At 43.0% G+C, this 23,987-nt stretch carries 27 protein-coding genes; 6 read left to right on the top strand and 21 right to left on the bottom strand.

Features of this window, described 5'->3' with window-relative positions; all coding sequences use genetic code 11:
• Positions 1-232 precede the first annotated feature (232 nt).
• Together ACY8DX_RS13185 and ACY8DX_RS13190 are read left to right on the top strand one after the other, a co-directional pair.
• Entirely contained in the window at positions 233-775 is a 543-nt protein-coding gene (locus ACY8DX_RS13185; RefSeq protein ID WP_462405367.1) for a sigma-70 family RNA polymerase sigma factor, read from the top strand.
• Positions 759-1,811 (top strand): DUF4179 domain-containing protein, encoded by a 1,053-nt coding sequence (locus ACY8DX_RS13190; protein ID WP_462405368.1) that lies wholly within the window; start codon positions 759-761, stop codon positions 1,809-1,811. Before ACY8DX_RS13185 ends, ACY8DX_RS13190 begins: the two co-directional genes overlap by 17 nt.
• A 362-nt stretch (positions 1,812-2,173) precedes the next feature.
• On the opposite strand, the gene ACY8DX_RS13195 is transcribed toward ACY8DX_RS13190, so the two are convergent.
• Positions 2,174-2,506, bottom strand: coding sequence for a VWA domain-containing protein (locus ACY8DX_RS13195; protein ID WP_462405369.1), 333 nt, complete (start codon positions 2,504-2,506; stop codon positions 2,174-2,176).
• A 138-nt stretch (positions 2,507-2,644) separates the two neighbouring features.
• Between ACY8DX_RS13195 and ACY8DX_RS13200 the strand changes: the two genes are divergently transcribed.
• The gene (locus tag ACY8DX_RS13200) at positions 2,645-3,106 is read left to right on the top strand and encodes a GyrI-like domain-containing protein (protein ID WP_049670527.1); all 462 of its coding nucleotides are present in this window, start codon (positions 2,645-2,647) and stop codon (positions 3,104-3,106) included.
• A gap of 111 nt (positions 3,107-3,217) precedes the next feature.
• On the opposite strand, the gene ACY8DX_RS13205 is transcribed toward ACY8DX_RS13200, so the two are convergent.
• The 14 genes from ACY8DX_RS13205 to ACY8DX_RS13270 form a co-directional block, all read right to left on the bottom strand.
• The gene (locus ACY8DX_RS13205) at positions 3,218-4,993 is read right to left on the bottom strand and encodes an ATP-binding protein (protein ID WP_462405370.1); all 1,776 of its coding nucleotides are present in this window, start codon (positions 4,991-4,993) and stop codon (positions 3,218-3,220) included.
• Positions 4,993-5,712 (bottom strand): response regulator transcription factor, encoded by a 720-nt coding sequence (locus tag ACY8DX_RS13210; protein ID WP_049670525.1) that lies wholly within the window; start codon positions 5,710-5,712, stop codon positions 4,993-4,995. Before ACY8DX_RS13210 ends, ACY8DX_RS13205 begins: the two co-directional genes overlap by 1 nt.
• A 272-nt stretch (positions 5,713-5,984) precedes the next feature.
• Entirely contained in the window at positions 5,985-7,157 is a 1,173-nt protein-coding gene (ccsB, locus tag ACY8DX_RS13215) for a c-type cytochrome biogenesis protein CcsB (protein ID WP_049670524.1), read from the bottom strand.
• Positions 7,150-8,796, bottom strand: coding sequence for a cytochrome c biogenesis protein ResB (resB, locus tag ACY8DX_RS13220; RefSeq protein WP_049670523.1), 1,647 nt, complete (start codon positions 8,794-8,796; stop codon positions 7,150-7,152). The genes ccsB and resB overlap by 8 nt, the downstream gene beginning before the upstream one ends.
• A 16-nt stretch (positions 8,797-8,812) precedes the next feature.
• A complete protein-coding gene (gene resA / locus ACY8DX_RS13225) occupies positions 8,813-9,340 on the bottom strand; it encodes a thiol-disulfide oxidoreductase ResA (protein ID WP_439803216.1) in 528 nt (175 codons plus the stop codon).
• Positions 9,341-9,434: 94 nt separating this feature from the next.
• Entirely contained in the window at positions 9,435-10,163 is a 729-nt protein-coding gene (gene rluB, locus ACY8DX_RS13230; RefSeq protein WP_049670521.1) for a 23S rRNA pseudouridine(2605) synthase RluB, read from the bottom strand.
• A gap of 228 nt (positions 10,164-10,391) precedes the next feature.
• Entirely contained in the window at positions 10,392-10,922 is a 531-nt protein-coding gene (locus ACY8DX_RS13235; RefSeq protein WP_049670520.1) for a spore maturation protein, read from the bottom strand.
• Between the two features lies 1 nt (position 10,923).
• A complete protein-coding gene (locus ACY8DX_RS13240; protein ID WP_049670519.1) occupies positions 10,924-11,517 on the bottom strand; it encodes a nucleoside recognition domain-containing protein in 594 nt (197 codons plus the stop codon).
• Entirely contained in the window at positions 11,510-12,619 is a 1,110-nt protein-coding gene (locus tag ACY8DX_RS13245) for a D-alanyl-D-alanine carboxypeptidase family protein (protein ID WP_049672842.1), read from the bottom strand. The genes ACY8DX_RS13240 and ACY8DX_RS13245 overlap by 8 nt, the downstream gene beginning before the upstream one ends.
• A gap of 569 nt (positions 12,620-13,188) precedes the next feature.
• Positions 13,189-14,058, bottom strand: a complete 870-nt coding sequence (locus tag ACY8DX_RS13250; RefSeq protein ID WP_462405371.1) for a superoxide dismutase — start codon at positions 14,056-14,058, stop codon at positions 13,189-13,191.
• A 148-nt stretch (positions 14,059-14,206) separates the two neighbouring features.
• Positions 14,207-14,695: a YpuI family protein gene (locus ACY8DX_RS13255; RefSeq protein ID WP_049670518.1), complete on the bottom strand. Its 489-nt coding sequence runs from the start codon at positions 14,693-14,695 to the stop codon at positions 14,207-14,209.
• Between the two features lie 121 nt (positions 14,696-14,816).
• Positions 14,817-15,173 (bottom strand): hypothetical protein, encoded by a 357-nt coding sequence (locus ACY8DX_RS13260; RefSeq protein ID WP_462405372.1) that lies wholly within the window; start codon positions 15,171-15,173, stop codon positions 14,817-14,819.
• A gap of 18 nt (positions 15,174-15,191) precedes the next feature.
• Positions 15,192-15,770 carry an SMC-Scp complex subunit ScpB gene (scpB, locus tag ACY8DX_RS13265; RefSeq protein ID WP_049670516.1) on the bottom strand — a complete coding sequence of 193 codons (579 nt, stop codon included), beginning with the start codon at positions 15,768-15,770 and terminating at the stop codon, positions 15,192-15,194.
• The gene (locus tag ACY8DX_RS13270; protein WP_049670515.1) at positions 15,757-16,524 is read right to left on the bottom strand and encodes a segregation/condensation protein A; all 768 of its coding nucleotides are present in this window, start codon (positions 16,522-16,524) and stop codon (positions 15,757-15,759) included. Before ACY8DX_RS13270 ends, scpB begins: the two co-directional genes overlap by 14 nt.
• Before the next feature lie 173 nt (positions 16,525-16,697).
• Here ACY8DX_RS13270 and ACY8DX_RS13275 point away from each other — a divergent pair, with 173 nt between their 5' ends.
• Both ACY8DX_RS13275 and ACY8DX_RS13280 read left to right on the top strand, forming a co-directional pair.
• Complete coding sequence (locus ACY8DX_RS13275) at positions 16,698-16,805, top strand: YjcZ family sporulation protein (protein WP_082197062.1); 108 nt, start codon at positions 16,698-16,700, stop codon at positions 16,803-16,805.
• 140 nt (positions 16,806-16,945) lie between these two features.
• Positions 16,946-17,470 carry a DUF309 domain-containing protein gene (locus tag ACY8DX_RS13280; protein ID WP_462405373.1) on the top strand — a complete coding sequence of 175 codons (525 nt, stop codon included), beginning with the start codon at positions 16,946-16,948 and terminating at the stop codon, positions 17,468-17,470.
• A 50-nt stretch (positions 17,471-17,520) separates the two neighbouring features.
• Here ACY8DX_RS13280 and ACY8DX_RS13285 read toward each other — a convergent pair whose 3' ends face one another.
• A complete protein-coding gene (locus ACY8DX_RS13285; protein ID WP_049670513.1) occupies positions 17,521-17,868 on the bottom strand; it encodes a GNAT family N-acetyltransferase in 348 nt (115 codons plus the stop codon).
• A gap of 383 nt (positions 17,869-18,251) precedes the next feature.
• Here ACY8DX_RS13285 and ACY8DX_RS13290 point away from each other — a divergent pair, with 383 nt between their 5' ends.
• Positions 18,252-19,124 carry a DUF1002 domain-containing protein gene (locus tag ACY8DX_RS13290; protein WP_462405374.1) on the top strand — a complete coding sequence of 291 codons (873 nt, stop codon included), beginning with the start codon at positions 18,252-18,254 and terminating at the stop codon, positions 19,122-19,124.
• Positions 19,125-19,340: 216 nt separating this feature from the next.
• Here ACY8DX_RS13290 and lysA read toward each other — a convergent pair whose 3' ends face one another.
• The 5 genes from lysA to ACY8DX_RS13315 all read right to left on the bottom strand — a co-directional run bounded on the left by lysA (position 19,341) and on the right by ACY8DX_RS13315 (position 23,860).
• A complete protein-coding gene (lysA, locus tag ACY8DX_RS13295) occupies positions 19,341-20,648 on the bottom strand; it encodes a diaminopimelate decarboxylase (RefSeq protein ID WP_462406942.1) in 1,308 nt (435 codons plus the stop codon).
• 132 nt (positions 20,649-20,780) lie between these two features.
• The gene (locus ACY8DX_RS13300; RefSeq protein ID WP_462406943.1) at positions 20,781-22,232 is read right to left on the bottom strand and encodes a spore germination protein; all 1,452 of its coding nucleotides are present in this window, start codon (positions 22,230-22,232) and stop codon (positions 20,781-20,783) included.
• 4 nt (positions 22,233-22,236) lie between these two features.
• On the bottom strand, positions 22,237-22,785 hold the full coding sequence (gene spoVAEA / locus ACY8DX_RS13305; RefSeq protein ID WP_049672838.1) for a stage V sporulation protein SpoVABEA: 549 nt from the start codon (positions 22,783-22,785) through the stop codon (positions 22,237-22,239).
• Between the two features lie 48 nt (positions 22,786-22,833).
• The gene (locus tag ACY8DX_RS13310) at positions 22,834-23,253 is read right to left on the bottom strand and encodes a stage V sporulation protein AB (protein ID WP_049670511.1); all 420 of its coding nucleotides are present in this window, start codon (positions 23,251-23,253) and stop codon (positions 22,834-22,836) included.
• Positions 23,243-23,860 (bottom strand): stage V sporulation protein AA, encoded by a 618-nt coding sequence (locus tag ACY8DX_RS13315; RefSeq protein ID WP_049672837.1) that lies wholly within the window; start codon positions 23,858-23,860, stop codon positions 23,243-23,245. Before ACY8DX_RS13315 ends, ACY8DX_RS13310 begins: the two co-directional genes overlap by 11 nt.
• Between the last annotated feature and the right edge of the window lie 127 nt (positions 23,861-23,987).

Raw genomic sequence — 23,987 nt, forward strand, 5'->3', positions numbered from 1 at the left:
TATTTCCAGTCAGAGTTGAATAGAACCGTTTTTCCACCCATTGTTTCACTCTTAACCATAGTCAATGGTATTAGTGTTCGACCCTCCTTCCCCTCCGTTTGATCTTTCTTTCATCAAAGCAACGGCTTTATCAACTCATTTGTATAGAGAAAAAATAAATAATATGGAATAATTAGGGAACCTATTTCTTGAGTAAATCGTCAAACGTATAAGGTGAAAGGAGGTCGAATCATTGAATAGCCCTAAAACATCCGAATCTCGCTCTTCACAAGAAGAACAGTTAATTGAAGTGATGAATACGTATGGCGACATGGTGATCAGGCTGGCCTACACCTATGTTAAGCAGAAACAAATAGCTGAGGATATTTCACAAGAAGTATTTATTAGTTGCTATCAGAATCTTGGGAAATTCAATAATCAATCCTCTTATAAAACGTGGCTTTATCGCATTACCATCAATAAATGTAAAGATTATTTGAAAAGCTGGAATAAGAGAAAGGTCATTCCAGTTGACCATTCGAATATGGAGAATATCATGACCCACTCTGTTGTTGAAAATGTCGATTTAGATAGAGAACTATTCTGGTTGGTTATGAAGCTGCCCATAAAACATAGAGAAGTGATTATCCTTCACTACTATGAGGATCAATCAATCAAGGAGATTAGCGAAATTATTCATATTAATGAAAGTACGGTCAAGACACGAATACATCGTGCTCGACAAAAATTAAAAAAGACTTTAGGCGAGGTGGGATTAAATGAAGAAATCCTTTAAATACCCTGATTCTGACCCAATAGTCTCGGACATCCGTTTTTCTGACGATTTAAAAAAGAGTGTAATAGAGGAAGTGAGAAAAGATACTAACCCAAAAACAGCTCGTCCAAGAAGTTGGCAGAAAAAATGGGGGTATCTTGCTGCTGCTTTCGTTATAGCATTTTGTGCATTCATCGGCTCTACTTATTTCTCACCCACGATGGCTAACATTGCAGCAAAAGTACCATACTTTCAATGGTTTACGAAACAATTGGAAAATGAAGAGAATCTTTCGAAAACAATTGACGAGTTTTTATCAGGAAAGAATGTGTTTTACAGCTCGGCTCGGATAGAAGATAGAGATATTGAAATAACTTTGCTGAAAGGGGAAGATCAATCAATTCCTGATCCCCACCAAATTGAAACCTCTTTAGAAAAACATTTGCAGGATGAAGGCTTTGGTAATTACCATATCAATGTAGCGTTAGGGGAAGATACCGCTGAACAAGAGCTTGCTCCCGAACCTTCAAAGGCATTCACGCACGTATTAGAAATCCAAGACAAAATGGAAAAATATATGGATAACAATGGATATGTATTGGCAAAGCCTATTCAAAATTTCGAATCTCCATCCGGATTGGAATTCACGGTTACTATCCCAACAACGGAGAAGCGTAAGGAAGAGTTAGTCAAGGGCTTGACTGAAATCACATCGGAGTATGGAGACAATCTCAAGGTTGTAGTTGAACAGGTGGATGAAACAGTTCAAGAAGTGGAGAATAGATGGAGGGCAAATGGTATTCCTTCCATATTAGGTAGTGGTTTAATGGAGAATGAAGACTATAAAGTCGATACCTTTTCTTTTTCTTTCGATTCATTGCCAGTAAAACTAATCGTCCGATTATCAATTAATTCCTCAAGCAACGCTGAAGCAATAGCTAATGAAATTGAAGATGAAATCAACCTGTTTTTAAAGCATGACAACCAGACCAAAAATGTACGAAATGATCCTTATGAAATTGTGATTTACAGCAAGGATAAAACACAATTAAACTAAAAAAATGAGGGGTTACGGAACCCCCTCATTTTATCTTTGAGTATATTAATCGTAGAAATAAAGACTAGCATAACGGGTAGGTACAGTCATTTTTTTAACATAAATTTCTGCCTTCTTATTGTCCCCGTCCGCTTTGTCCTAGGTGCTCTTTTTGATAGTGGAATCTCCATCCCTTGGTTATTCTAGGGTAGTTCATTCGTCAGATGAATGTGAGTAGGGGGAACATTCCTTTTGGGTTTTCCACGTAATGGAGCGGGTTCCTCATCGAAACGCTTCCCAAGTTGATAATGTTTTCTCTATAATGTCGATTAACAACCTTTGAACGTAAAAGAAGAGCAAGCTCAGAAGCCTGCTCCCCGTTATCATTGCGACAGCATTCCTTTTCTTTTGACTTCTTTGAGCCAAGAAGGGAATTCATTCAGCAATTTTTCATATAACTGCTCATCGGTAATGCTACTGAGGTCATCAATCTTGAAGAAGTTGGCATTATCAATGTATCGCCCTGGAAGGTCATCCAGTCGGCTCAGGAAAGAGAAACGTTCCCGCCCAATGCCGACAAATTGCCAAAAGATCGGGTACTTAGAAACGGCTTTGATAAACGATTCCGTTTGGTTTTGGTCGAAATTGTCTCCGTCTGTAATGAAGAAGACAAATGTGGGAATATCCTTTGATAAGGAAGAGGTTCGTAATGCCACCCTCTAAATGTACCGCCTTCCTTCTCCCCTGAAGATTAATCGTTATATTAACATAATTAAAATGGTTAAAAATCAAGTAGACGGGTAAAGAATTCCAAAGATATAACTATATAAAAAAACAAAAGAGGAGTGAAGAAGATGCCCAAAATATCTCGAATTGAATTAGTTCAGCAAAACGAGCAGCCCGTACTTGCCATTCGGACGATGACTTCGATTGAAAAGCTTCCGCAATTAATCGGCGAGAGCTATCAAAAGATGGCAGATTATTTAGCGGAGCTTGGGGAATGTTTATCAGATGTTCCTTTCGTTGCGTATCATAATATGGATATGCATCATTTGGATGTGGAAATAGGCTTTCCTGTGATGAAGAAACTGCCCGATAAAGGCGATTTGAAGTCAGGATGTATTCCTGAAAGCAGGTCAATTTTCTGCATGTATCTCGGTCCATATGGCGACATAGAGCCAACTTATAATGAAATGGCTGAATTTATGAAGCAAAATGGCTATGAACCAACCGGGACAGCCTATGAATATTATTACAATGATTCTGATTTTCCGGAGAAGGTACGATTAACGAAAATTGTTATGCCGATTAAATGAGAAGTGCAATAAAAGAGGACCTCAGCGTGCTTGCTGAGGTCCTCTTTGATTTGAATGCGTTACCCATGTAACAAGATTATTCTCCCCGCTTCCCCCATAAAACACGAAATCCTACTTTTTTGTTGGGAGGAAGAAGGTAAATGTCGTACCGTGTCCTAATTTGCTCGATACCTCGATTTTGCCGCCGTGGCCATGAATAATGTTTTTCACGATGGCAAGCCCTAAACCGGTGCCAGCACGGCCTCTCGTTCTAGCCTTATCCACCTTGTAGAAGCGTTCGAATACAAACGGCAGCTCTTCAGCAGATATTCCGACTCCTGTATCCTTGATCTCAAATATGATTCCGTTAGGACCTGTACGCTGAATGATACGCACCTCTCCGTTTTGCGGTGTATGGCGCAGAGCATTATCGACAAGGTTTGTAAATACTTGCTCCATACGGTCAGGATCAAATAATAGAATAGCATCTGGCTGGGTGATTTCGGCCACAATCTTGATTTGTTTTTCCTTTGCCAGTCCTTTGAATTTCTTCACTATTCGCTCGATAAAGCTGCCAATTTCCACCTCAGATTTATTTAAGGAAAGATGACCTGCCTCCATACGGGCGAGGTCCAGCAGTTCATTCACCAATCGGCCCATACGCAAGGATTCATCATAAATGACTTGTGCCATCTCCTTCTTCTCCTCTGGCGTTTCGGCAATATCATCGATGATAGCTTCACTATACCCTTGCATCATAGCAATAGGTGTCCGCAGCTCATGTGAAACATTGGCGATAAAATCCTTCCGCATCTTATCAAGCCTCCGCTCCTCCGTCATATCGCGAAGGACAGCAACCGCACCCCGTACCGCTTGAGCATCATAAAGAGGATTCATCAGAATGACCCAATCATGACCTTGCACGCTTACTTCCGCAATCTTGGTTGTTTCTGTTTCCTTGACCTCTTGGAATAAACTCAGCAGTTTCTCCGGCACTTGATTGCCAGTTTGCAGCTCTGCCAAGTCCGTTTCATCCATTTGGATATAGCTTAGAAAATCCTCAGCAGGCGGATTGGTGACAAGTATCTCCCCGTCACGGTTAAACGTGATGACCCCATCAGCCATACTGCTCAAGATATTGGATAGATTCTCCTTCTCCTCCTGCAAGGCACTCACATTATGCTTCAGCTGCTTGGCCATTCGGTTAAAGGTTCTCGATAAGTCACCAATTTCATCATTTGATATAATCGGGACCTTCATGTCAAATCTCCCTTTTGAGAGCTCCAACGCACCCTCCTTCAGCCTTCTGAGTGGAGCTGTCACTCGAGTCAGCAGGAAGAAGGCGAAGACTGTTGTCAGAATGATTCCCGCCAAGACGGCTATCAGAATGAATTTCGTCGTGGAAGCACTCGTACTTTCACTTGAATCAACGGATTGAAAGGCATAGATGGCTCCTTCAAAATTATTTGTATCCAGCGGAATACCGACAATGGTTGCTTGCGTTACATTGTCCCCTTTCAATACGGATGGCAAGTAGGTCGTTTCCTTCACTTCTTTCTGATCGAACAAAGCGTACTTTAGTTCTTCATCCTTTTGAAAAAGCTGCGCTATCTCATCCTCATCGGCATCCTGTAAGCTCGTATAGACGGTTCCATCCTTTAAGAGAATGACAACGCCGACGCCCTCATCGGTTGTTTCCCAAATAATATCGAGTACGTCTGCGTAATTCTCATGCTCTGTAATAACCGTCTCCACTTGATTAGCTGTCAAAAAGAGTGACTGCTCTGCCTCTTGCATGCTTTGATTGTGAAAGAACTCCAAGAGCAGAACTGTCAGAATGAACAAGACGAAGGAAAAGAGCAGGATAATGGTTAACCATAGCTTGCCAACCACACTTTTCCAAAGCATCAGTCTATCTGCACCTCAAATTTGTACCCGACTCCCCAAACGGTTACAATCATTTTCGCGGCATCCTCAGACACTTTATTTAATTTTTCTCTCAATCTCTTAATATGCGTATCAACGGTTCGCAAATCTCCGAAGAATTCATAATGCCAGACTTCTTTAAGGAGTTGCTCACGTTCAAATACTTTATCTGGTGTTTTCGCCAGGAAGAGGAGAAGCTCGTATTCCTTCGGTGTGAGGGCAACCTCTTTTCCGTCAGCGAGCACACGGTGTGCATCATTATCGATTGTTAAATGATCAAAGACAATAACATCCTTTGTGGAGCCTTCAGCCTGTAAATAAGATGTCTTAGACGCCCTTCTTAAAAGAGCCTTCACTCTTAGCACAACTTCTCTAGGACTGAACGGCTTAACGATGTAATCATCTGTGCCGGCCTCAAAGCCTTGTACACGATTCACTTCCTCGCCTTTTGCTGTCAGCATGATTACAGGCGTGGCCTTCTTTTCGCGCAATTCCTTGCAGACTTCAATCCCATCCTTGCCAGGCATCATTAAATCGAGCAATATTGCATCGTAATCATTTGACAAGGCTAGTTCTATAGCATCATCACCATTTGCAGCCTCATCAATCACGTAATCTTCTCGCTCTAAATACATTTTCAACAATCTTCTAATTCGGTCTTCATCATCAACTACAAGCAATCGGATGGTGCTTTCTTCCATCACCCGAACCCCCTTCATGGAAACTATTCCAGTACTTAACAACTTATTAACCTCAAAATTCATTATACCTTGATAATATTAGTTTAGGAATATAAAACTAAAAATTCTAAGAAATAGGAACTAGAACACACCTTAATAAGATGCCTAATCCTTCATTACTATTATCATAACAATTTTTGTGAACTTTTTAAAAATAATGGCTCCCAAATCTATCTTTTCCACACAAAAAGGTCAAATCTGTTACAGATTTGACCTTTTCACCATTTATCTATTTAAGCATAGGAATGAAGACCGGCGATAACTAGGTTAACGACAATGAGATTAAACATGATGATAGCAAAGCCTGCAACGGCCAGCCAGGCTGATTTCTCACCATGCCATCCTCTTGATATACGCAAATGAAGGAACGCCGCATAAAATAACCATGTAATAAGCGCCCATACTTCTTTCGGGTCCCATCCCCAGAATCTTGACCAGGCAATCTGTGCCCAAATCATGGCAAAGATCAAGGCTCCGAGCGTGAAGACGGGGAAGCCAATGACAATGGAACGATAGCCGATTTCATCCAGTAAATTCAGATTGACTGATTTCACCAATGGCTGCAAAGCGGCTCCAATTCGCTTCCTCAATACTAAACGAAGAAGACCATAAAATACAAAGCCGGCTAAAACAGACCAAATGACTGTATTGAATTTCTTTGCATTGATGAATGCCGGCATATCGATGAGCGGTTCCATTCCTTCTCCTGCTGTCAGCTTCGCTTCATGCGGACCGAATAAAGCCGGCATTGTATAGGAGGCCGTTTCCTCTGCACCATCTTTATTCACCCAAGTATAGTCTGCCTTGTAATCTGCTAATGAGAAACCTGTGGTTACAGCGACAAATCCAACAGTTGAGATCAAGAAAAAGAGAATAGCTTCAAGCCAGAACGTTCTCTTTGAAGCCTTCGTCTGGTCAATAAACTTCAATAAATAAATCAACCCTGCTGCAAAGCTGATAGCAAGAATCGCTTCTCCAGCTGCAGCTGTCGTCACATGAATTTGCAGCCAATGGCTCTTTAATGAAGGGACCAGCGGCGAAATATCGCGCGGGAACATGCTTGCATAAGCAATGATTAAAAGAGCAATCGGCATCGTGAAGACACCTAGAATAGAAGCCTTATAAATAAAGTAAATAATAATGAAGGCACCGACCAGCATCATTCCGAAAAATGTTGTAAATTCGAATAAATTACTGACAGGTGCATGTCCTGAGGCCATCCAGCGTGTGATGAAATAACCTACCTGAGCCGCAAACCCAATAATGGTCACCGTTATTCCGGCTTTTGCCCATCCTTTGTAGTTTCGTGTATCTGCCTTCCCTTTTATGGAGCCGGCAAAAATGAACGTTGATACTAAATAAAGTATAAAAGCTGCAAACAATAAATTACTGCTTAGTTCAGCCACTCACTTCTCCCCCTTTAGTTTGACTGGATTCCTCCTCGGTTTGGTCAACCGGAAGCGGTATTGGAGTTCCCTCCAATATCTCATTTATCTCACGCTTAATTCCATACCAGTTCTTGTTCGTATGAGCTGCAACCAAGATTTCTCCATCCTTTTGCTGAAGCCAGATTCTTCGGTGCTGCCAATAGGCCCCCTGTACAACCCCAATCATGAAAATTAAGCCGCCAAGCCCCAAAACCCATAATGTAAGATCCTTCCTGACAGTCAGGTAGGTTGAGTATTGATAATCAATGCCGCTGAATTTAATGGCGTATTCATTCTCACCCATCGGCTCAAGGTTCTGCTGAATACCAATGAAGGCGACCTCAGGCTCCGAATTGCCCGGCGTATACAGGTTAAAGATGAAGGCTGGATTATTCGGATACCTAGACTTTGTGGTCGGCTGATTATTCTCGTCGAATTCAAAATCTGGGAAATAGCTGGCAAGCTGGACTTTATAGCCATCCCCGAGATCATAGGAATCTTTCGGATTCTTTAAATCAACCGTAAATTCCCCAAAGCTCTTCTCTGATGATTTATTGATGAAAGAAAAATTCATAGATGAAAATGATTCTTCATAAGAGGTTTGATAGAGGGCAAATGATTCAAATTTCAACGGATCATTAACAATGATGGGAAAATCCTTCACCTTCTCAAGCTCTGGTTCTTCACCAGGAATCGTTTCGCCGATATGTTTGTAAAGAGTCGCATTCGTCTGATAATTGCTGACAACTGAGCCTGTCCGCTCAAGCGCCGACTCAAACTTGGCGTCTGCTTCCTTATCATACGTTTCAATGATAAACTGATTATTCTTTACATAATACTCCCCATTGGTTCCAGGGACGGCGACGGTCTCCCCTTCAGGAATACGCATGTACTCATTTACATACATGCCTGGTACAAAGCGGAGCATCCCGCCAATCAAGAAGATGATCAAGCCAATATGGTTGACATAGGGACCCCAGCGCGAGAACCGATTCTTCTCAGCTAGAATATTCCCGTTTTCTTCTCTAATTTTGTACCGTTTTGCGGCAAGTCTTTCTTTAATAAGCTCATAGGTTCCGTCAACCATTTTCGTCGATTGGCCGAAAATCCGCTGTCTTCTCATGAACTGTGGATGCCTGGTGACACGCTGATTCTTCAAAGCGCGGTATAAAGGCACAAATCGATCCAAGCTCGCGATAACGAGCGATACCCCGAGCAAGGACACAAGCAGCAAGAACCACCATGAGCTGTATAAGTTATGTAATCCTAATTCATAATAAATCTTCCCGATGGTTCCGTACTCATTCTCATAAAAAGTATTTGCCGGCTCACCGGCTGGAATGAGGGCCTCCTGTGGGAAGATAGTTCCAATGGAGGCGGCAATGAGCGGAAGGATGATTAAGGTGACCCCTACTTTGACAGAAGAGAAGAAGGTCCATACCTTATCAATCACGGTTTTATTATACGTTTGGGAACGCCTTGCGCTGCCCTCGTATTTCATATCCAGTAATTTCTGCTTTTCTTCCTCTGTCTCCTTCTCTAGCACCTTGCCGCATGCTTCACACAGCACCGTTCCATATGGATTGATGTGACCGCATTCACACTTAATTTCTTTCATGAAACATTACCCCTTGTTATGGCTGAATTTGTTCCATCATCTGCTGGATCTTTTCCTCTGTTAAACTGCCAGTCGTGTAATCTACGACTTTTCCATCCTTATCGATTAAATAAGTGGCTGGCAGGGTATTAATCAAATAATTTTGCTGAACAAGATTATTCTTATCAATAACAATTGGAAATGTCAATTTATGTCTGTCTCTGAATTTCTCAACGACAAAATCCGCCTCATTCACATTGACGGCCACTACATGGACGCCTTTATCCTTGAATTGCTCATATTGGCTTTGGATATAGGGCATTTCATATTCACAAGGCTTGCACCATGTTCCCCAGAAATTAAGGAATACACCCTGCCCCTTGTACTCCTCCAGCACATGCTTCGTTCCCTCTAGGTCAGTCAAAGCAAAATTCGGCGCTTCATCACCTTTATCAAGTGACTTTTCCTTGTCCATCGTTAAGCTGGAATAGACGACATACACGACAGCACTAGCCAAAACAGCCAAAATGATCGTTCTCATCCAAAAACGCTTTTGTTTGTTCATACGTGCCTTTCCCCCATTTGTTCCTGTATGTACCCATTAAGCACCGCCTTTGTCCCCGATTGCATAAAAGCAGTGCCCTGGTTTGCTAGACAAATTATCTATTTTTATTTAGTGCCATATTACGGAGCTGTTTCACCTCATGCGGTGTTAACTCGCGGTAATCGCCTGTATTAACCCCATGCAAGGTCAAGAAGCCGTATGCCTCGCGTTTTAGTTTCATGACAGGCATACCAATTGCCTCAAACATCCTTCTGACCTGTCTATTACGGCCTTCATGGATGGTCAGCTCAATGATGGATGTCTGCTTCCTGCGGTCCATGGAAATCATTTTCGCCTTTGCAGGAGCTGTTTTTCCATCCTCAAGCATAACGCCGCGCTCTAATTGGCGCATCGCTTCACGGCTTGGAATCCCCTTTACTTTTGCCACATAGGTTTTTTCAATCTGATATTTCGGATGCATAAGCGCATTGGCGAAATCACCGTCATTCGTTAATAAAAGCAAGCCAGATGTATCATAATCCAGCCTTCCAACCGGATAGATGCGCTTTTCAACAAACGGGAATAAGTCTACGACCGTTTTGCGTCCCTTATCATCTGATACAGCCGAAATGACTCCGCGCGGTTTATAAAGAAGGTAGTAAACCGGCTCTTCCTTCTCAACTGGCACACCGCTGACCTCAATATGGTCATTCGGTCCTACCTTAACACCAAGCTCCCTGACAACCTTTCCATTCACGGTTACTTTCCCTTCCTGAATCAGTTGTTCAGCCTTGCGTCGTGACGCAATGCCGGCTTGGGCTATCACTTTTTGTATTCTTTCCATTCATAATCACCTGTCTAATTTTACTTTTTCTAGATAGTTTACACAAATCATAGGGTTTCTACCTAATTGTTCATTATACTTTGTTTTTCGCGAAAACGATATGTTCATTCATCGATATTATTTCATTCCTAGCTCGGAAACACAAAAAAATCGGCTTAAATCGCCGATTTCTATCATTTATTCCTATTTTTAACATACAAGGAGATAATTTGTCCAATTTTTGAACATTTATTGAAACATGATTGTTGCCAGTATAATGGCTGCTCCGATTCCTACCAGGTCCGCCCATAAGCCAACCTTAAGTGCATCCCCCATTCTTTTGATCCCGACTGCGCCGAAATAAACCGTCAAGACATACAAGGTCGTATCCGTACTTCCTTGAATCGTTGAAGCTACTCTGCCGATGAACGAGTCAGGACCATAGCTAGCAATCAGATCACTCGCCATTCCTAAAGCGGCATTGCCGGAGATAGGCCTGATTAAGGCAAGCGGAACAACCTCTGAAGGCACCCCCAATACATGCAAGGCAGGCTTTATCCAGGAGATGACCGCATCCATCGCACCGGAAGCGCGAAAGATTGAAATAGCCACCATCATTCCAATTAAAAAAGGGATGATTGAGAAGGTGATTTTAACCCCCTCCTTTCCTCCTTCTACAAAGCTTTCATAGGTTGGAACCTTCTTATAGGTGCCATAGGCTAAAATCAATAGAATCATGACAGGAATCATCCATAGCGACAGGGCTGAAATCCATTGCATATCACTCTATCCCCTTTCGCACCCTCTTATAATAATAGAACCGGTCAATGAAGATTGCCGCAATCGTCGCAATGACAGTAGCCAATAAAGTCGGCCCGACAATTTCTGTCGGATTGGCTGAATGATAATGGATGCGAATGCCGATGACAGTCGTCGGGATAAGTGTTAAGCCTGATGTGTTTAAGGCAAGAAAGGTAATCATTGATCGGCTCGCTGAATCCTTGTTCCCATTCAGAATTTTTAATTGTTCCATTGCCTTGATGCCAAGCGGTGTCGCCGCATTCCCGAGACCTAATGTGTTAGCCATTATATTGGAGACGATATAGCCCATTGCCGGGTGATTCGCCGGCACATCTGGGAAAAGACGGGAGACAATTGGCTTAAACAATAAGGATAGCTTCTCAAGCAAGCCTGAATGCTCAGCAATCTTCATCATCCCGAGCCAGAAGACAAGAATACTCATCAATCCAAAACAAAGGGTGACAGACTCCTTCGCACTCTTGAATATCGCCTCATTGACCTCTGCAATCGTCCCCGTAAACATAGCATAGACAATTCCTATGATACTGAGACCGACCCATATATAGTTAACCATTCCGATCAGCACCTGCAAAAGTCATAAACACATGCATCCATGTTTCCATGACCGTCTTTTTCTCTTTCTTTAAATAGATGGGCTTCTTATAGAGAACCTCCCCATCCAGTATCAGCTCGGCAACCCCAACCTTTTCAGGCCATTTCTTTTCGTTCCTCCATTTTTTCTTTGGCTTTTGCAGCTTATAAACTACTTTGACCTTTTCCTTCTCCTCATCCGTCAGCGGATAGATCAATGACGACCTCAAATGAGCCTTCTTTTTGTAAAAGCCTTTCTTAACGGCATCAATCGGTCCTTCTGGAAGCACCTCGACAAGTGAATACTGGTCAAAACCTGCCTCGTAAAGGGCGATATGGTCTGCCCAATCAGTTGAATCATCAATCGTAACCGTTATGAGGTCAACTCCGTCCTTTGAAGCAGTCGTGACAAGAGTTCGTTTAGCCTTTTTTGTATAACCAGTCTTTCCTCCTGTACAGTATTTATATTTTTCGGTAAGGAGACGGTTTTTGTTTTTCCACACGCGATCCCACGCTTCATTCGGATTCGGGGCTCTATGTATTTTCGTTCCGGCTATTTTACGGTAATTCTTATTCTTCATCGCATATTGAGTCAGGATAGCCATATCGTAAGCAGTGGAGTAATGATTATTGGAGTCATCCAGGCCATGCGGATTCGTGAAATGACTGTTCTCCATCCCAATCCATTCCGCCTTCTGGTTCATCATGGTGGCAAATCCCTCCACACTTCCTCCCACATATTCTGCAATCGCAATAGCCGCGTCATTTCCAGACCGGAGCATAAGGCCATAAACAAGATCGCTTAGTTTAATCTTCTCCCCGACCTTCAAATAGATGGCAGAGCCCTCTGCCTTCAAGATTGATTCACTCACCGTTACGGTTTTGTCCATCTTCCCTGACTCAATCGCCAGGATAGCCGTCATAATTTTAGTGATGCTCGCAATCCTTCTTTTTGTATGAGCATCCTTCTCATATAGAATCCTGCCGGTACTTTGCTCAATCGTAATCGCACTTTTTGCACCGACCTGCATGCTTTTCATTTCCTTTGCCTGCACCTGGTTCTCTTCACCTAGAATGAAGGTCATACTCAATATGCAGACGAGAAGGCTCAACAGAATCTTCTTCCCCCATGAGGAGGATTGACTGCTATCGGACAGGTTCTTTTTCTTCGACCGCGCTAGATATCTTTTCACCACACTCGTCCTCTCCAACGTTTTAGTACAAGTCTATGCAAAGACCCGACTAAACAGAATCTTTTTTCGATAGTGATGTAAACAACACTCTCCTCTTCCTGTTGGCATTTTTCTACCGCTAAAAATGTACATTTGCTGATTTTTAGCTCCAAATAGCTTGGCTTGGCCATTTTGATATACCGGACTATATAGCAGCTTCATTTTCAATTTATTTAAGATTTATCTTTTTATAAGTGTTTGAGGGCGTAATGAAAACGTGAAGAGCGAAATAACCAGACTATGGGTGCTGAATTTAATGTATGGAAGAACTATTCACCGTAAGGCGCAATCAGGACAATCCCATTTAGCGAATAGTAAACACTATGTAAGTTGACAGAAAAATATACGGAATCAAGCAAAATTATACATAAAAAAACTGACCTGAAAGCCTTACTGAACTTTCTACGGTCAGCCTCTATTTCTTACTTCCTATACACCTTCCAGCCGAGCTCCTTCGCCTTCCCAAATCGAGCACTCACATCAAGCCAATTAACGACTTCCCACCATTTGTCTACATATTTTCCCCGTTCCGTCTTGTATTGCAAATAATAGGCATGCTCCCATACATCAATGACAAGCAGCGGGATCGTATCCCATTGGGTCAGAATCATATGGCGCTCAGATTGAAGAATTTCAAGGCGATGTGCCCTTGCCGACCAAACAAGCAAAGCCCAGCCGACACCCTCTACCTTCTTAGCTGCTTCAGTGAAGTGCTTTTGAAACATACGAAAGCTGCCAAAATCCCGGTCAATCCATTCCCGCAATTCACCCTCCGGCCCGCCTCCTCCATTTGGCTTCATATTATGCCAAAAGATTGTATGCAAATAATGCCCAGACCCATGAAAGGCCGCCTCCCTTTCCCAATGCTTCAGGAGGTCAAAGTCATTCTGCTCTCTTGCTTCCTTCATCTTGAGCTCCGCTTTATTCAGGCCGTCTACATAGGCTTGGTGATGGACTGAATGATGAAGCTTCATGATTTCGCCGCTTATGACAGGCTCAAGGGCATTATAGGCATAAGGCAAGGGCGGGAGAGCGTGCTGCCCTGGCGGCACATATCCTCCATTTTGGTGAACCTGCTGAATAGCTCGCTCTAAACTATTTGCGAGAGCTTGCAGCTCAGACACGTCCTTATCGGAAGGAAACTGCTCATTCAAAGTAAATAAATAGGCATTCAGCTTCTCAAGGTTTCCTGATAGGGATTGACGGACGTCTTCCCCTCTTTTCGCCGCCCATATTTCCACCCCTGATACCCAGCGGGCAATTTCATCCACATATGATTGTATAAGTGTCACCTCCAAAGAATCCTTGCCTCATTGTATTCAAAGGAGGGGATGATTTATGATTTCTTTTGCCTTCCATTAAAAAGAGGCTCAGGACGCATCCTGAACCTCTAAAGAGCAACTGATTAGGATATTCTTCCTATTCGTTGTTCATCCTTATTTAATTAGATTGGACCATTTTTGTTTTATAGTCCGTTTCATAGTATTCAAGGTCCTCACGCATTTTCTGAACATCTGATTCAAGGGTCTTAATGACATCCTTCAAACTTTCAGGCGCCTCATCCCTAAATTTAATGCAGTTTCGCCCTGTATAAGCAGAGCGGCTGTCCTCAAACCATAAATCGCTCTTTGGTGCGAAATACTCTTCGATGCATTGGTGATAGACTCTGTATAGAACCCTTTCGGCAGCAGCCTTGTTAAACGGCTCATTTTTCAACACGATTTTGCATGCGTCAAGGCTTTCCTCACAGTATACACAAAGCTTTCGGATAGAGGATAATAACCCTCTGTAATAGTCTTCATTCCCACTCTTTTCACTCATCAAACGATCCATGGTAGTATCATTCAAGTAGGCTTCGAGGATTTGTACAGTCTTTCCTAAATATGATGCTACGTCTTCCAACTGGCTTTTCACTAATGTATTGCCCAACCGGAACCCTCCCCTTAATTTTGAAACGTTGCTTCCTGAATATTCTATTACAGATTAGCACAAAAGTCATGTGTTATTTGCCGAATACAGGAAGGTTTCACAAGGTCATCCTCGTAATCCATCATATTCCATCACCTTCAAGAATTCGTTCTACCCCATGAATATCCAGGTCTTCAAAAATATTAAAAAAATCACTCTCTGTGTTTATATACACTTTTTTCATCGACAGGAAACCTTTATTTTTTAAAACATAGAGCAAGGCTAAACAATCCTTCACTGGGTAGCGTGTGAAAAACTCCACTGTTTGCGGTGCGGCACGCTCCATGAGAAGTTCCTCAAAATAACGTACATACAGCACTTGCAGTTCCTTTATACGACCGCCGTCCCTGTATTTCACGACTGAACGACTAAAAAGATCCTCCGGTGAATTGGACTTTTCTTTCGTCAACTCATAGCCGGCACTAGTAATGATTTTCAATATTTCCCCTCCTGATTCTTAATCAAGCTCCTGGAATTTGTGAAAGAATAGATCTGCTTCTTCATCATTAAAACCATCCTCATGATTCTCATCAATCGGCGGCAGATCTTCAATTGACTTCAAGCCGAAATAATCGAGGAATTCGGATGTTGTTCCATATAAATAAGCTCGTCCAGCCCCCTCTGCCCGGCCAACTTCCTTGATAAGCGCTTTAGCTGAAAGTGTATGAATAGGCCGTTCGGATTTCACCCCTCGAATTGCTTCAATCTCAATACGGGTAATGGGCTGCTTATAGGCAATGATGGCCAATGTTTCGAGTGATGCCTGTGATAAGGTGTGGATTGATGGGGATTCAACCAGTTTCTTTAAATAAGGCGCATGTGCCTTTTTCGTCGCCAGCTGATAAACGCCGGCCATCTCCACTAAATAAATACCTCTATCTTCCTGTTCATAAGCGTGCATCAAGTCGGATACGATATCCCGTGCCTCCTCGACAGTTACCTCGAGCACGCTTGCAATCTGCTGCAAGGATAGTCCTTCATCCCCTGCTGCGAATAGTAATGCTTCCAAAATTGATTTCCAATTAACGATTTCCAACGGTCAAATCCCCCTGCTTCCATGCTATGAAAATATCCTCAAAATTATTAGTTTGTTCTACGACGACCTCATTCTGCTTCATCATTTCCAGAATGGCCAGAAAGGTCACGACGAGCTGCTCTTTATTATCATCAGCGAAAAGGCTGCTGAAAAGAACCTTTTTCCTCCTCCTGCGAAGCGTATCACGCAGTTCTCCAATCCGCTTCTCAATAGACACTTCCTGTCTTGTAATTCGTGTCTGCAGCGGTCTTTGCAGCTTCTTGCGTCTCATAAGCTTTTGGAAGGCGCCGAGCATATCATATATATTCACGTCCAAATCAGCCTTCTCAGCTGAAGTCTCAGTTGAATAAGGTGACAGGTCAATCGGGGGCTTCGTAAAGATAAGCGCCCTTTCTGCTTCAAGGTTTTTGAACTCCCCGGCAGCTTCTTTATATTTCTTATATTCCAATAGCTGCATGACAAGCTCATCACGAGGGTCCTCCTCATAGAGGAATTCCTCTTCCTCTTCATCCCACTCATCCTCATGCTTTGGCAGGAGCATCTTGCTTTTAATGGCCAAAAGGGTTGCCGCCATCACGAGATATTCACTCGCCACATCAAGTTCAAGCTCCTTCATCGTATGTATATAAGCTACATACTGCTCAGTTATCTCAGCGACAGGGATATCATATATATCAATCTCCAGCCGGTTTATTAAATGCAATAATAAGTCTAACGGTCCTTCAAAAGCATCAATCTTGATCTTATAGCTCATAATCTTCAGGCTCTCCTACGTAAATAAACTACCTTTAGTATAGTGGAAGTCCGCCTTCTTTCCAATAGCATGTCTAAGGAGAAATTTTTAAAGAGTTGGGCGTTGGCCCAAACACCTATGTGTAAATGTCATACAATGCAATGTACAGAAAAGCTTAAGAGGAGGATTTAATTATGGGAGAAGGCGGAGGTTTTGTAGGAGCAGGAGCTGGCAGCGGATTCGCTTTGATCGTCGTACTATTTATTTTACTTGTTATCGTAGGTGCGGCTTTCTGGTGCTGACACCCTGAATCATAATCATTCAGGCACGACCACTTGATAAGCTGCCGGTATGAAGCCGGCAGTTTTTATTTCTTTTCTTTCGCCTGCATTATTCTGTATAGTGAAGGTAGTATCTGCCAAGACGATTGGAGAGGAAAAGGATGAGGAATTATCCAAACGAATACATACAATATCTGGTCGAATTTCATGGGCGGAGAGATTACTTTGAATGTCACGAAATTCTCGAGGAATATTGGAAGGAGCATCCGCCGCTTGAGCGTGATTCTGTATGGGTCGGTCTTATTCAGATTGCCGTCGGCCTTTATCACTACCGCAGGGGCAATCATCCAGGAGCTGTTAGAACACTCTCTAAGGCCAGACATATCCTGATGCATCGCCGCGAGGAAACAACCACGCTTGGGCTTGATTTTCCAGCGCTAGATGACCTGCTGGCGAATTACATCCAACGGATTCAAGCCAACACACCTTATGAAAGCCCCATGCTCCCCCTAGCCGACCCAGCACTTGTCTCCATCTGCGAAGTTGAATGCAGAAGCCAAGGATTAACCTGGGGCTGCCAAAGCGACCTTACTGATACCCCATTGATTCACAGACATTCGCACAGAGACCGCACAGACGTGATTGAGGAGAGATTTAAGCAGCTCAAGATCAGACGTAATAAATAGAAGAAGCCCTTGTTTTAAGGGCTTCTTTCTATTTATGAAAGTCTATTAAATTAACAATCCAAGCATTTCGCCAAAAATTGGGCAGTTTCTCTACGCGCATCAAATTCGTAGTCTGGATAAAATCCCTTTACAGTCGTCACCATCTTACGGCCCACTCCTTGACCGCGATGTGATGGATTCACAGAAACATCTGCAAGCACAACAGTATTCCCATGGACTTCTACTCCAATCAGTCCGATGAAGTCTTCATCCTCTTTCCATAGGAATAATTGCTTGCTGTCATCTGTTTCATAATTTTTCATGCTTTGCTGCAATTTTTTTATATCCTTTTCATCCGGCATGAAGGATAATAATCCCATTGCAATTTTTTCAAAGCTTTTTTTGTACCTAATTAGCATAAATGATCCCTCATCAAATGAGAATTATAGAAATAAGTTCTTTTTTTGCAATCTTCATAATCATACTCGTTTTCACACAGGAATTCAACTGGGTCACTTTCCACCATCTAAACACCCGCTCCGCAGCACCATCTGACTCCCTACTATACCGAATGAACATCCATCTGTAAACCATCTAGTTTATGATTTTTTGCAAAAGCATCTTTCAAAATCAGAAGCTTTTGAGTATAGTATTTTTAGAGTTAGACGAAATTACGCATGTGAGAGGCAGCTCAATGCGGGGCAAAAAATCGTTTCATTCAGCTCGGTGAACGTCCAATCGGACAAGAAAATGAAACCTTTTTGGTCATCATACGTCTAATTCATACAGGAGGTTATTAAACATGAAAAAATGGATTGCACAAATGTTGTCTGCTCTCTTAATAGCAGGTTTTCTTATTCCCAGTATTACTCTCGCTGACCTGCAGCGCGGTGACATGGTTGTCACTCTTGGGGAGAATTTAACCGCTGAGCAGAAAAAATTATTGCTTGCAGAAATGGATGCACCAGATAATGTAGATATCGTAACCGTGACAAACGAAGAAGAGCATAATTATCTTGATGGCAAAATAGCCAGCCGCCTAATCGGCACAAAAGCCATCTCCTCTTCATCGATTACGATTGCCAAAAGCGGTTCAGGAATCAATGTCAAAACCAAAAATATTACCTGGGTTACAGATGATATGTACAAAAATGCCTTAGCAACTGCTGGTATCAAGGATGCGGACATTTATGTCACAGCCCCATTTGAAGTATCCGGAACAGCGGCATTAACCGGCTTGATCAAAGCCTATGAAGTATCCACCGATACCAAAATTTCTGAGGAGCAAAAGCAGGCAGCCAACGAGGAAATGGTTGAAACCGCTAAGCTCGGCGATGAAATTGGCACAGAGGAAGCAACAACGCTCGTTGAAACCATTAAAGAAGAGATTGCTGCTAACCCGCCGGAAAATGATGAAGAGCTTCGCACCATCATCATCAAAGCAGCTGACCAAATCAATATCAATTTAACAGATGTCCAGATTCAAAGTTTGATGGACCTATTCAACAAATTGCAGGAATTAGGCATCGACTGGGGTGCCGTGAATGATCAGCTGAATGCTGCCAAAGAAAAAGTAAGCAATTACCTGAAATCTGAAGAAGGCCAATCCTTCCTCGATAAACTGAAGGAAGTATTTGCTTCCCTCATCGATGCAATCAAGTCTCTGTTCTCTTAAAACTATCCAAGAGCAGTCCCATGAGGGGGCTGCTCTTTTGTAGTGCTTCTTATTTTGCTGTGCCCTATTTAAGGGATTTTCCATACAAATGACAAAGTATTTACTGGCAGGCTTTCCAAAATGATTGGTACCTATTCCTTACACAATTCCCACAGTGGGGCATTCAACAAAAAAAAGACGCCCGCAAGCTTCTTGCAGGACATCTCCTCTCATCCTCTATTTATATAAAGATAGGTCATTACGAATCAAATCATCCAGGCTTTCCCGTCTTACAACAAGCCTCGATTCTCCATTTTCCACAAAGACAACGGCCGGGCGCTGGATTCGGTTGTAATTATTAGCCATGGAGTAGCCGTAGGCACCTGTACAGAAGACAGCCAGCAGATCTCCATGCTGAATATGGGGAAGCGGCAGGTCCCAAATGAGCATATCTCCACTTTCACAGCATTTACCGGCGATAGCCACCTCCTCTTCCACCTTATCATTCATCCTGTTAGCGAGTCCCGCCTCATATTTGGCCTGATATAGTGCTGGACGGATATTATCACTCATCCCGCCGTCGACGGCCCAATACGTACGAGTATTCGGCACATGCTTTGTTGAACCGATGCTGTAAATAGTCGTTCCTGCATCACCCACAAGAGAACGTCCCGGCTCAATCCAGATTTCTGGCATGTCCATTCGGTACTGATCAAAATCCTGCTTTACCGCTTTTACAATTTCCTCGACATAGGTGGAAACGGGAATCGGTTGATCCTCCTTCGTATAGCGGATACCGAAGCCTCCGCCCAAGTTAAGCACCTTTGGAGTGAAGCTGTAGCGCTCATGCCAGTTATGAATTTGCTCACTCAGCTTTTGTGCAGCTAATATGAAACCAGTTGTTTCAAAAATTTGCGAGCCAATATGGCAATGCAAGCCCAGCACGTCGAAGCAGTCCTTTGATAAAGCAAGCTGCAAGGCTTCTTCAGCCTGGCCATTCCATAAGTCAAATCCGAATTTTGAATCCTCCTGTCCAGTCAGGATATAGTCATGAGTATGCGCCTCAATTCCCGGTGTTACACGCAGGAGAATCGGACATACCTTGCCTTTCTTTTTACACAGTGCTTCAATAAGGGAAAGCTCATAAAAATTATCCGCCACAATACAGCCGACATTCGCATCAATGGCCATTTCCAGCTCTTCGGGACTCTTATTATTCCCATGTAAATGAATCCGCTCCGGTGGGAATTCGGCCTGTATAGCCGTATAGAGTTCTCCGCTTGAGACAACATCCAGTGATAAACCTTCCTCCCTGGCTAATTGGAACATGGCGATAGAGGAGAATGCTTTGCTAGCGTATGCGACCTGAGCCTTTACACCAGACTTCTTGAATGCTTCCTGAAACATTTTGGCCCGGTCTCTAATCAAGGCAACATCATATATATACAATGGCGTGCCATATTGCTCCGCTAAGGTTACTGTGTCCACTCCGCCAATCTCCAAATGGCCATGCTCATTCACGCGTCCAGTTCCATAATAATGCATCTTCATCTTTCCCTTCTGTGCAGAAAAACGAAACAAATAGACAGCTGTATATGCTGCCTATTTTTTCGAATTGTTTGATAAATCATACTTTACCACACTAGTGCGCCATCTTCCATTAATATTGGCAAGGGTCTATTTCTTCCGATCAAGCGTATGCAAAATTCGCGGCCTTAAATGACTTCCCGGCACCGGTTTTCTGACCACAATCTGCCATAGTGCTTTTGGGGAAAATGGGATAAACGGCCATAAATACGGAGTAGACAGCGTATTTATATGGCTTAAATAAAGGATGAACAGTGTATTACCGATGATAAACCCTGGGACATGAAACGCGCCTGTCAGAATCAAGAGTACATAGCGTACATATTTATTGGCCAGTCCCAGCTCAAGACTCGGTGTTGCAAAGCTTCCAATTGTAGCGATGGAGATATAGAATAATACTTCCGGTACAATCCAGCCGACATCAATCGCAATTTGTCCAATTAACACAGCTGCTATCAAGCCCATGGCCGAGGAGAGCGGTGCAGGTGTGTGTATGGACGCAATGCGCAAGAGCTCAATCCCTATTTCAGCAAAGGCTACCTGCAGCAGAATATGAACATGTATATCATCATTTGGGCCGATGAACTCCAGTGATTTCGGAAGCAATTGCGGCTCTAGTACAAACAGCAGCCATAAGGGAATGAGAAAGAGAGAAGCAAAGATACCGATAAAGCGAAACCACCTGATAATCGTACCGACAGAAGCTGATTGACGATATTCCTCCGCATGCTGCACATGATGGAAAAAGGTCGTCGGTGCAATCATGATGCTCGGGGAAGTATCAACAAAGATAAGAACATGTCCCTCAAATAGATGATTAGCTCCAACGTCGGCTCTTTCTGTATAGCGAACCAATGGATATGGATTATAATTCTCCTTAACCAAATATTCCTCGACTGTTTTCTCTGCCATCGTCAGCCCATCCGTTTTAATGCTTCCAAGCTCTCGTTTGATGATTTCGACTAAATGAGGATTTGCGATTCCCTCAATATAACCAATCGCAATATCCGTTTTCGACCGCTCTCCGACACGCATGATTTCGAAACGGAGCCGTTCATCTCGGATTCTTCTTCTCGTTAAGGCTGTGTTCACTATTATATTCTCAACATAGCCATCACGCGCGCCTCTTGTGATTCTTTCTGTATCCGGCTCTTGCGGCGTCCTCCCCGGATAACTCCGAACATCGACAATCAACGCTTTCTCGCTTCCATCCACGATGACAGCAATCAAGCCAGAGAGAACCTGATCCACCATTTCATCCATCGTCTGCTTCACTTCAACCGATTGCTGAACAAGCCGGTTCTTCACCAGCTCATATATATTCGCATCCTTAGCCTCAATTTTTTCGAATTCATTGATGCCTAATAAGGTTTCCATAATTTCAATAATGTAAGCTGTATCACATAACCCATTCACATAATAGATTTGAACTGGAACATCTCGAAGGGTGATTTCCCTGACTCCAATATCAAAGCTGACGCCAAGTCCGACATAGTTTTCCATATATTTTTTTACTTTGGCTAAATCCCCTGGTACTTTCATCTTCTTATCTGTCAAGATACCCACTCCGTTCCAAAATCAGTTTTACTGCACTCAAGGTGATTGGGCTCCCAATCTTAATATCATCATACTTTGCCATCTTTCCAATATCGCCGATGCCGACGACAATAGGCGCATCAATGGAGTCGATGCAATAAACCGTATCTCCGTTAATGCGGCCTATATCCATCTCAGGAAGACCAAATTTATCCACACCACGCTCCGTCAGATTGCCTTCACGATCGATGCACACATCAACCTTCGTCCACTCCGCCTGCCTTGTTTTCGAGGCAACAGCAACAATGCCAAGAAGCTCGATATCGTCATGCTCGGCTACATATTTCATCATCGTCTCGCCAGCTCCTTCCCCAACGAGCCCGCTGTCATCAAACATAACAAGCACTGGGTCATTGGCAGCAGACTTGATGAGTTTTACGAGCTCAGGACCATCCACCTTTGCTGGATTGCCATAAGAGGCAGAGATACAGCGGCCGCCAATCTCTTTTGCCGCATGCTCCACGGCTCGCTTTGCATATTCGTCCCCATCTGTAATCATGATGATTTTTCGTTTCTGTGCCACTTGCGCACCGCCTTTATTCAAGCGTTATTGTGTATAAATAATCCATTGAAATAACGATCCAAGGATTCTTCCCAGCACCAATGCGATTAGTATGTAAACAAGACTGTCCTGCATCCCGATTCTCTTCGCAAGAATCGGAAATACATTCAACACTTCCGTAAGAGCTGCAGCGAGCATTCCATTAAAGATTCCGCTTAATAACCCGAAGCCCGCCAATAATAAAAAGGAAAGGTTCAGCGTGAAATCCCATAAACTAAAAATCGTCCCAATGACGGCACCAAGAATGACAGCCGCCTCATAGAAGTGCACGTATCTGACTGATTTCGTCAATTGAGTCAAGCGTGGAATAACATTCAACACGGTCAAGAAGGCTACATAGCCTGCTCCGACAGATACACCGCCGGAGAATCCGATCAGGATGGCTAAGAGCTTCTCAATCATCATCAAGGAAGGAGGAATACATCTTGTTCTCTCGCATGATTAAATACTGATCGAGTTCTTGCTGATAGTTGAACATTTCCACTTCCATCGGACTTGGTTCATCATTGAATTTCTTCTTGAATATATGGTTAAAGAATAAAACCATACCGAGCCCAAGCCCGAACGAATATGGGATTTGAAAAATGAACGGGTGCTCTGAATGCTCGCCGGTTATCATAAAATACAATCGTTCATGCATCTGCCTCATACTGACATCCTCATGGAAATTCATGATGGCAAACGCCGCTCCGACGAACAGAATCAGCCAAACCACAATGAAACCAATCTTTGATACTTTCTTTTTCTTTCGAACGACTTCAACAATTGTTTGGGAAGGCCCGTACGTGTCCATGGACATGTTCGGGAAATGACGAAATATCGTCTGCAGCACGACGGTTACATCAAGAATGAATACATCCTTATTCTTTGAGAATTCGCCTAACACCAAATTCCCGACCTTCTCAGTTACCTCGTCGGTTCCAATGATATTGGCAATATCCTTCAGCAGGATGGGCTCATTCGGCTTTATCTTCGCCCGATATTTCAGGCGGATATACACACATTCTTCCATGAAAGATTCCATCCCCATTTCTTGGTCCTTGCCATTACTTTTAGTATGGATAGAAAAATCAGGAACATACCAGAAAATCAAAAATGTCACACCGCACAAAAAAACCGCTGGATCAAAGAATCCATGC

The sequence above is a fragment of the Gracilibacillus sp. Marseille-QA3620 genome, from assembly GCF_054950035.1.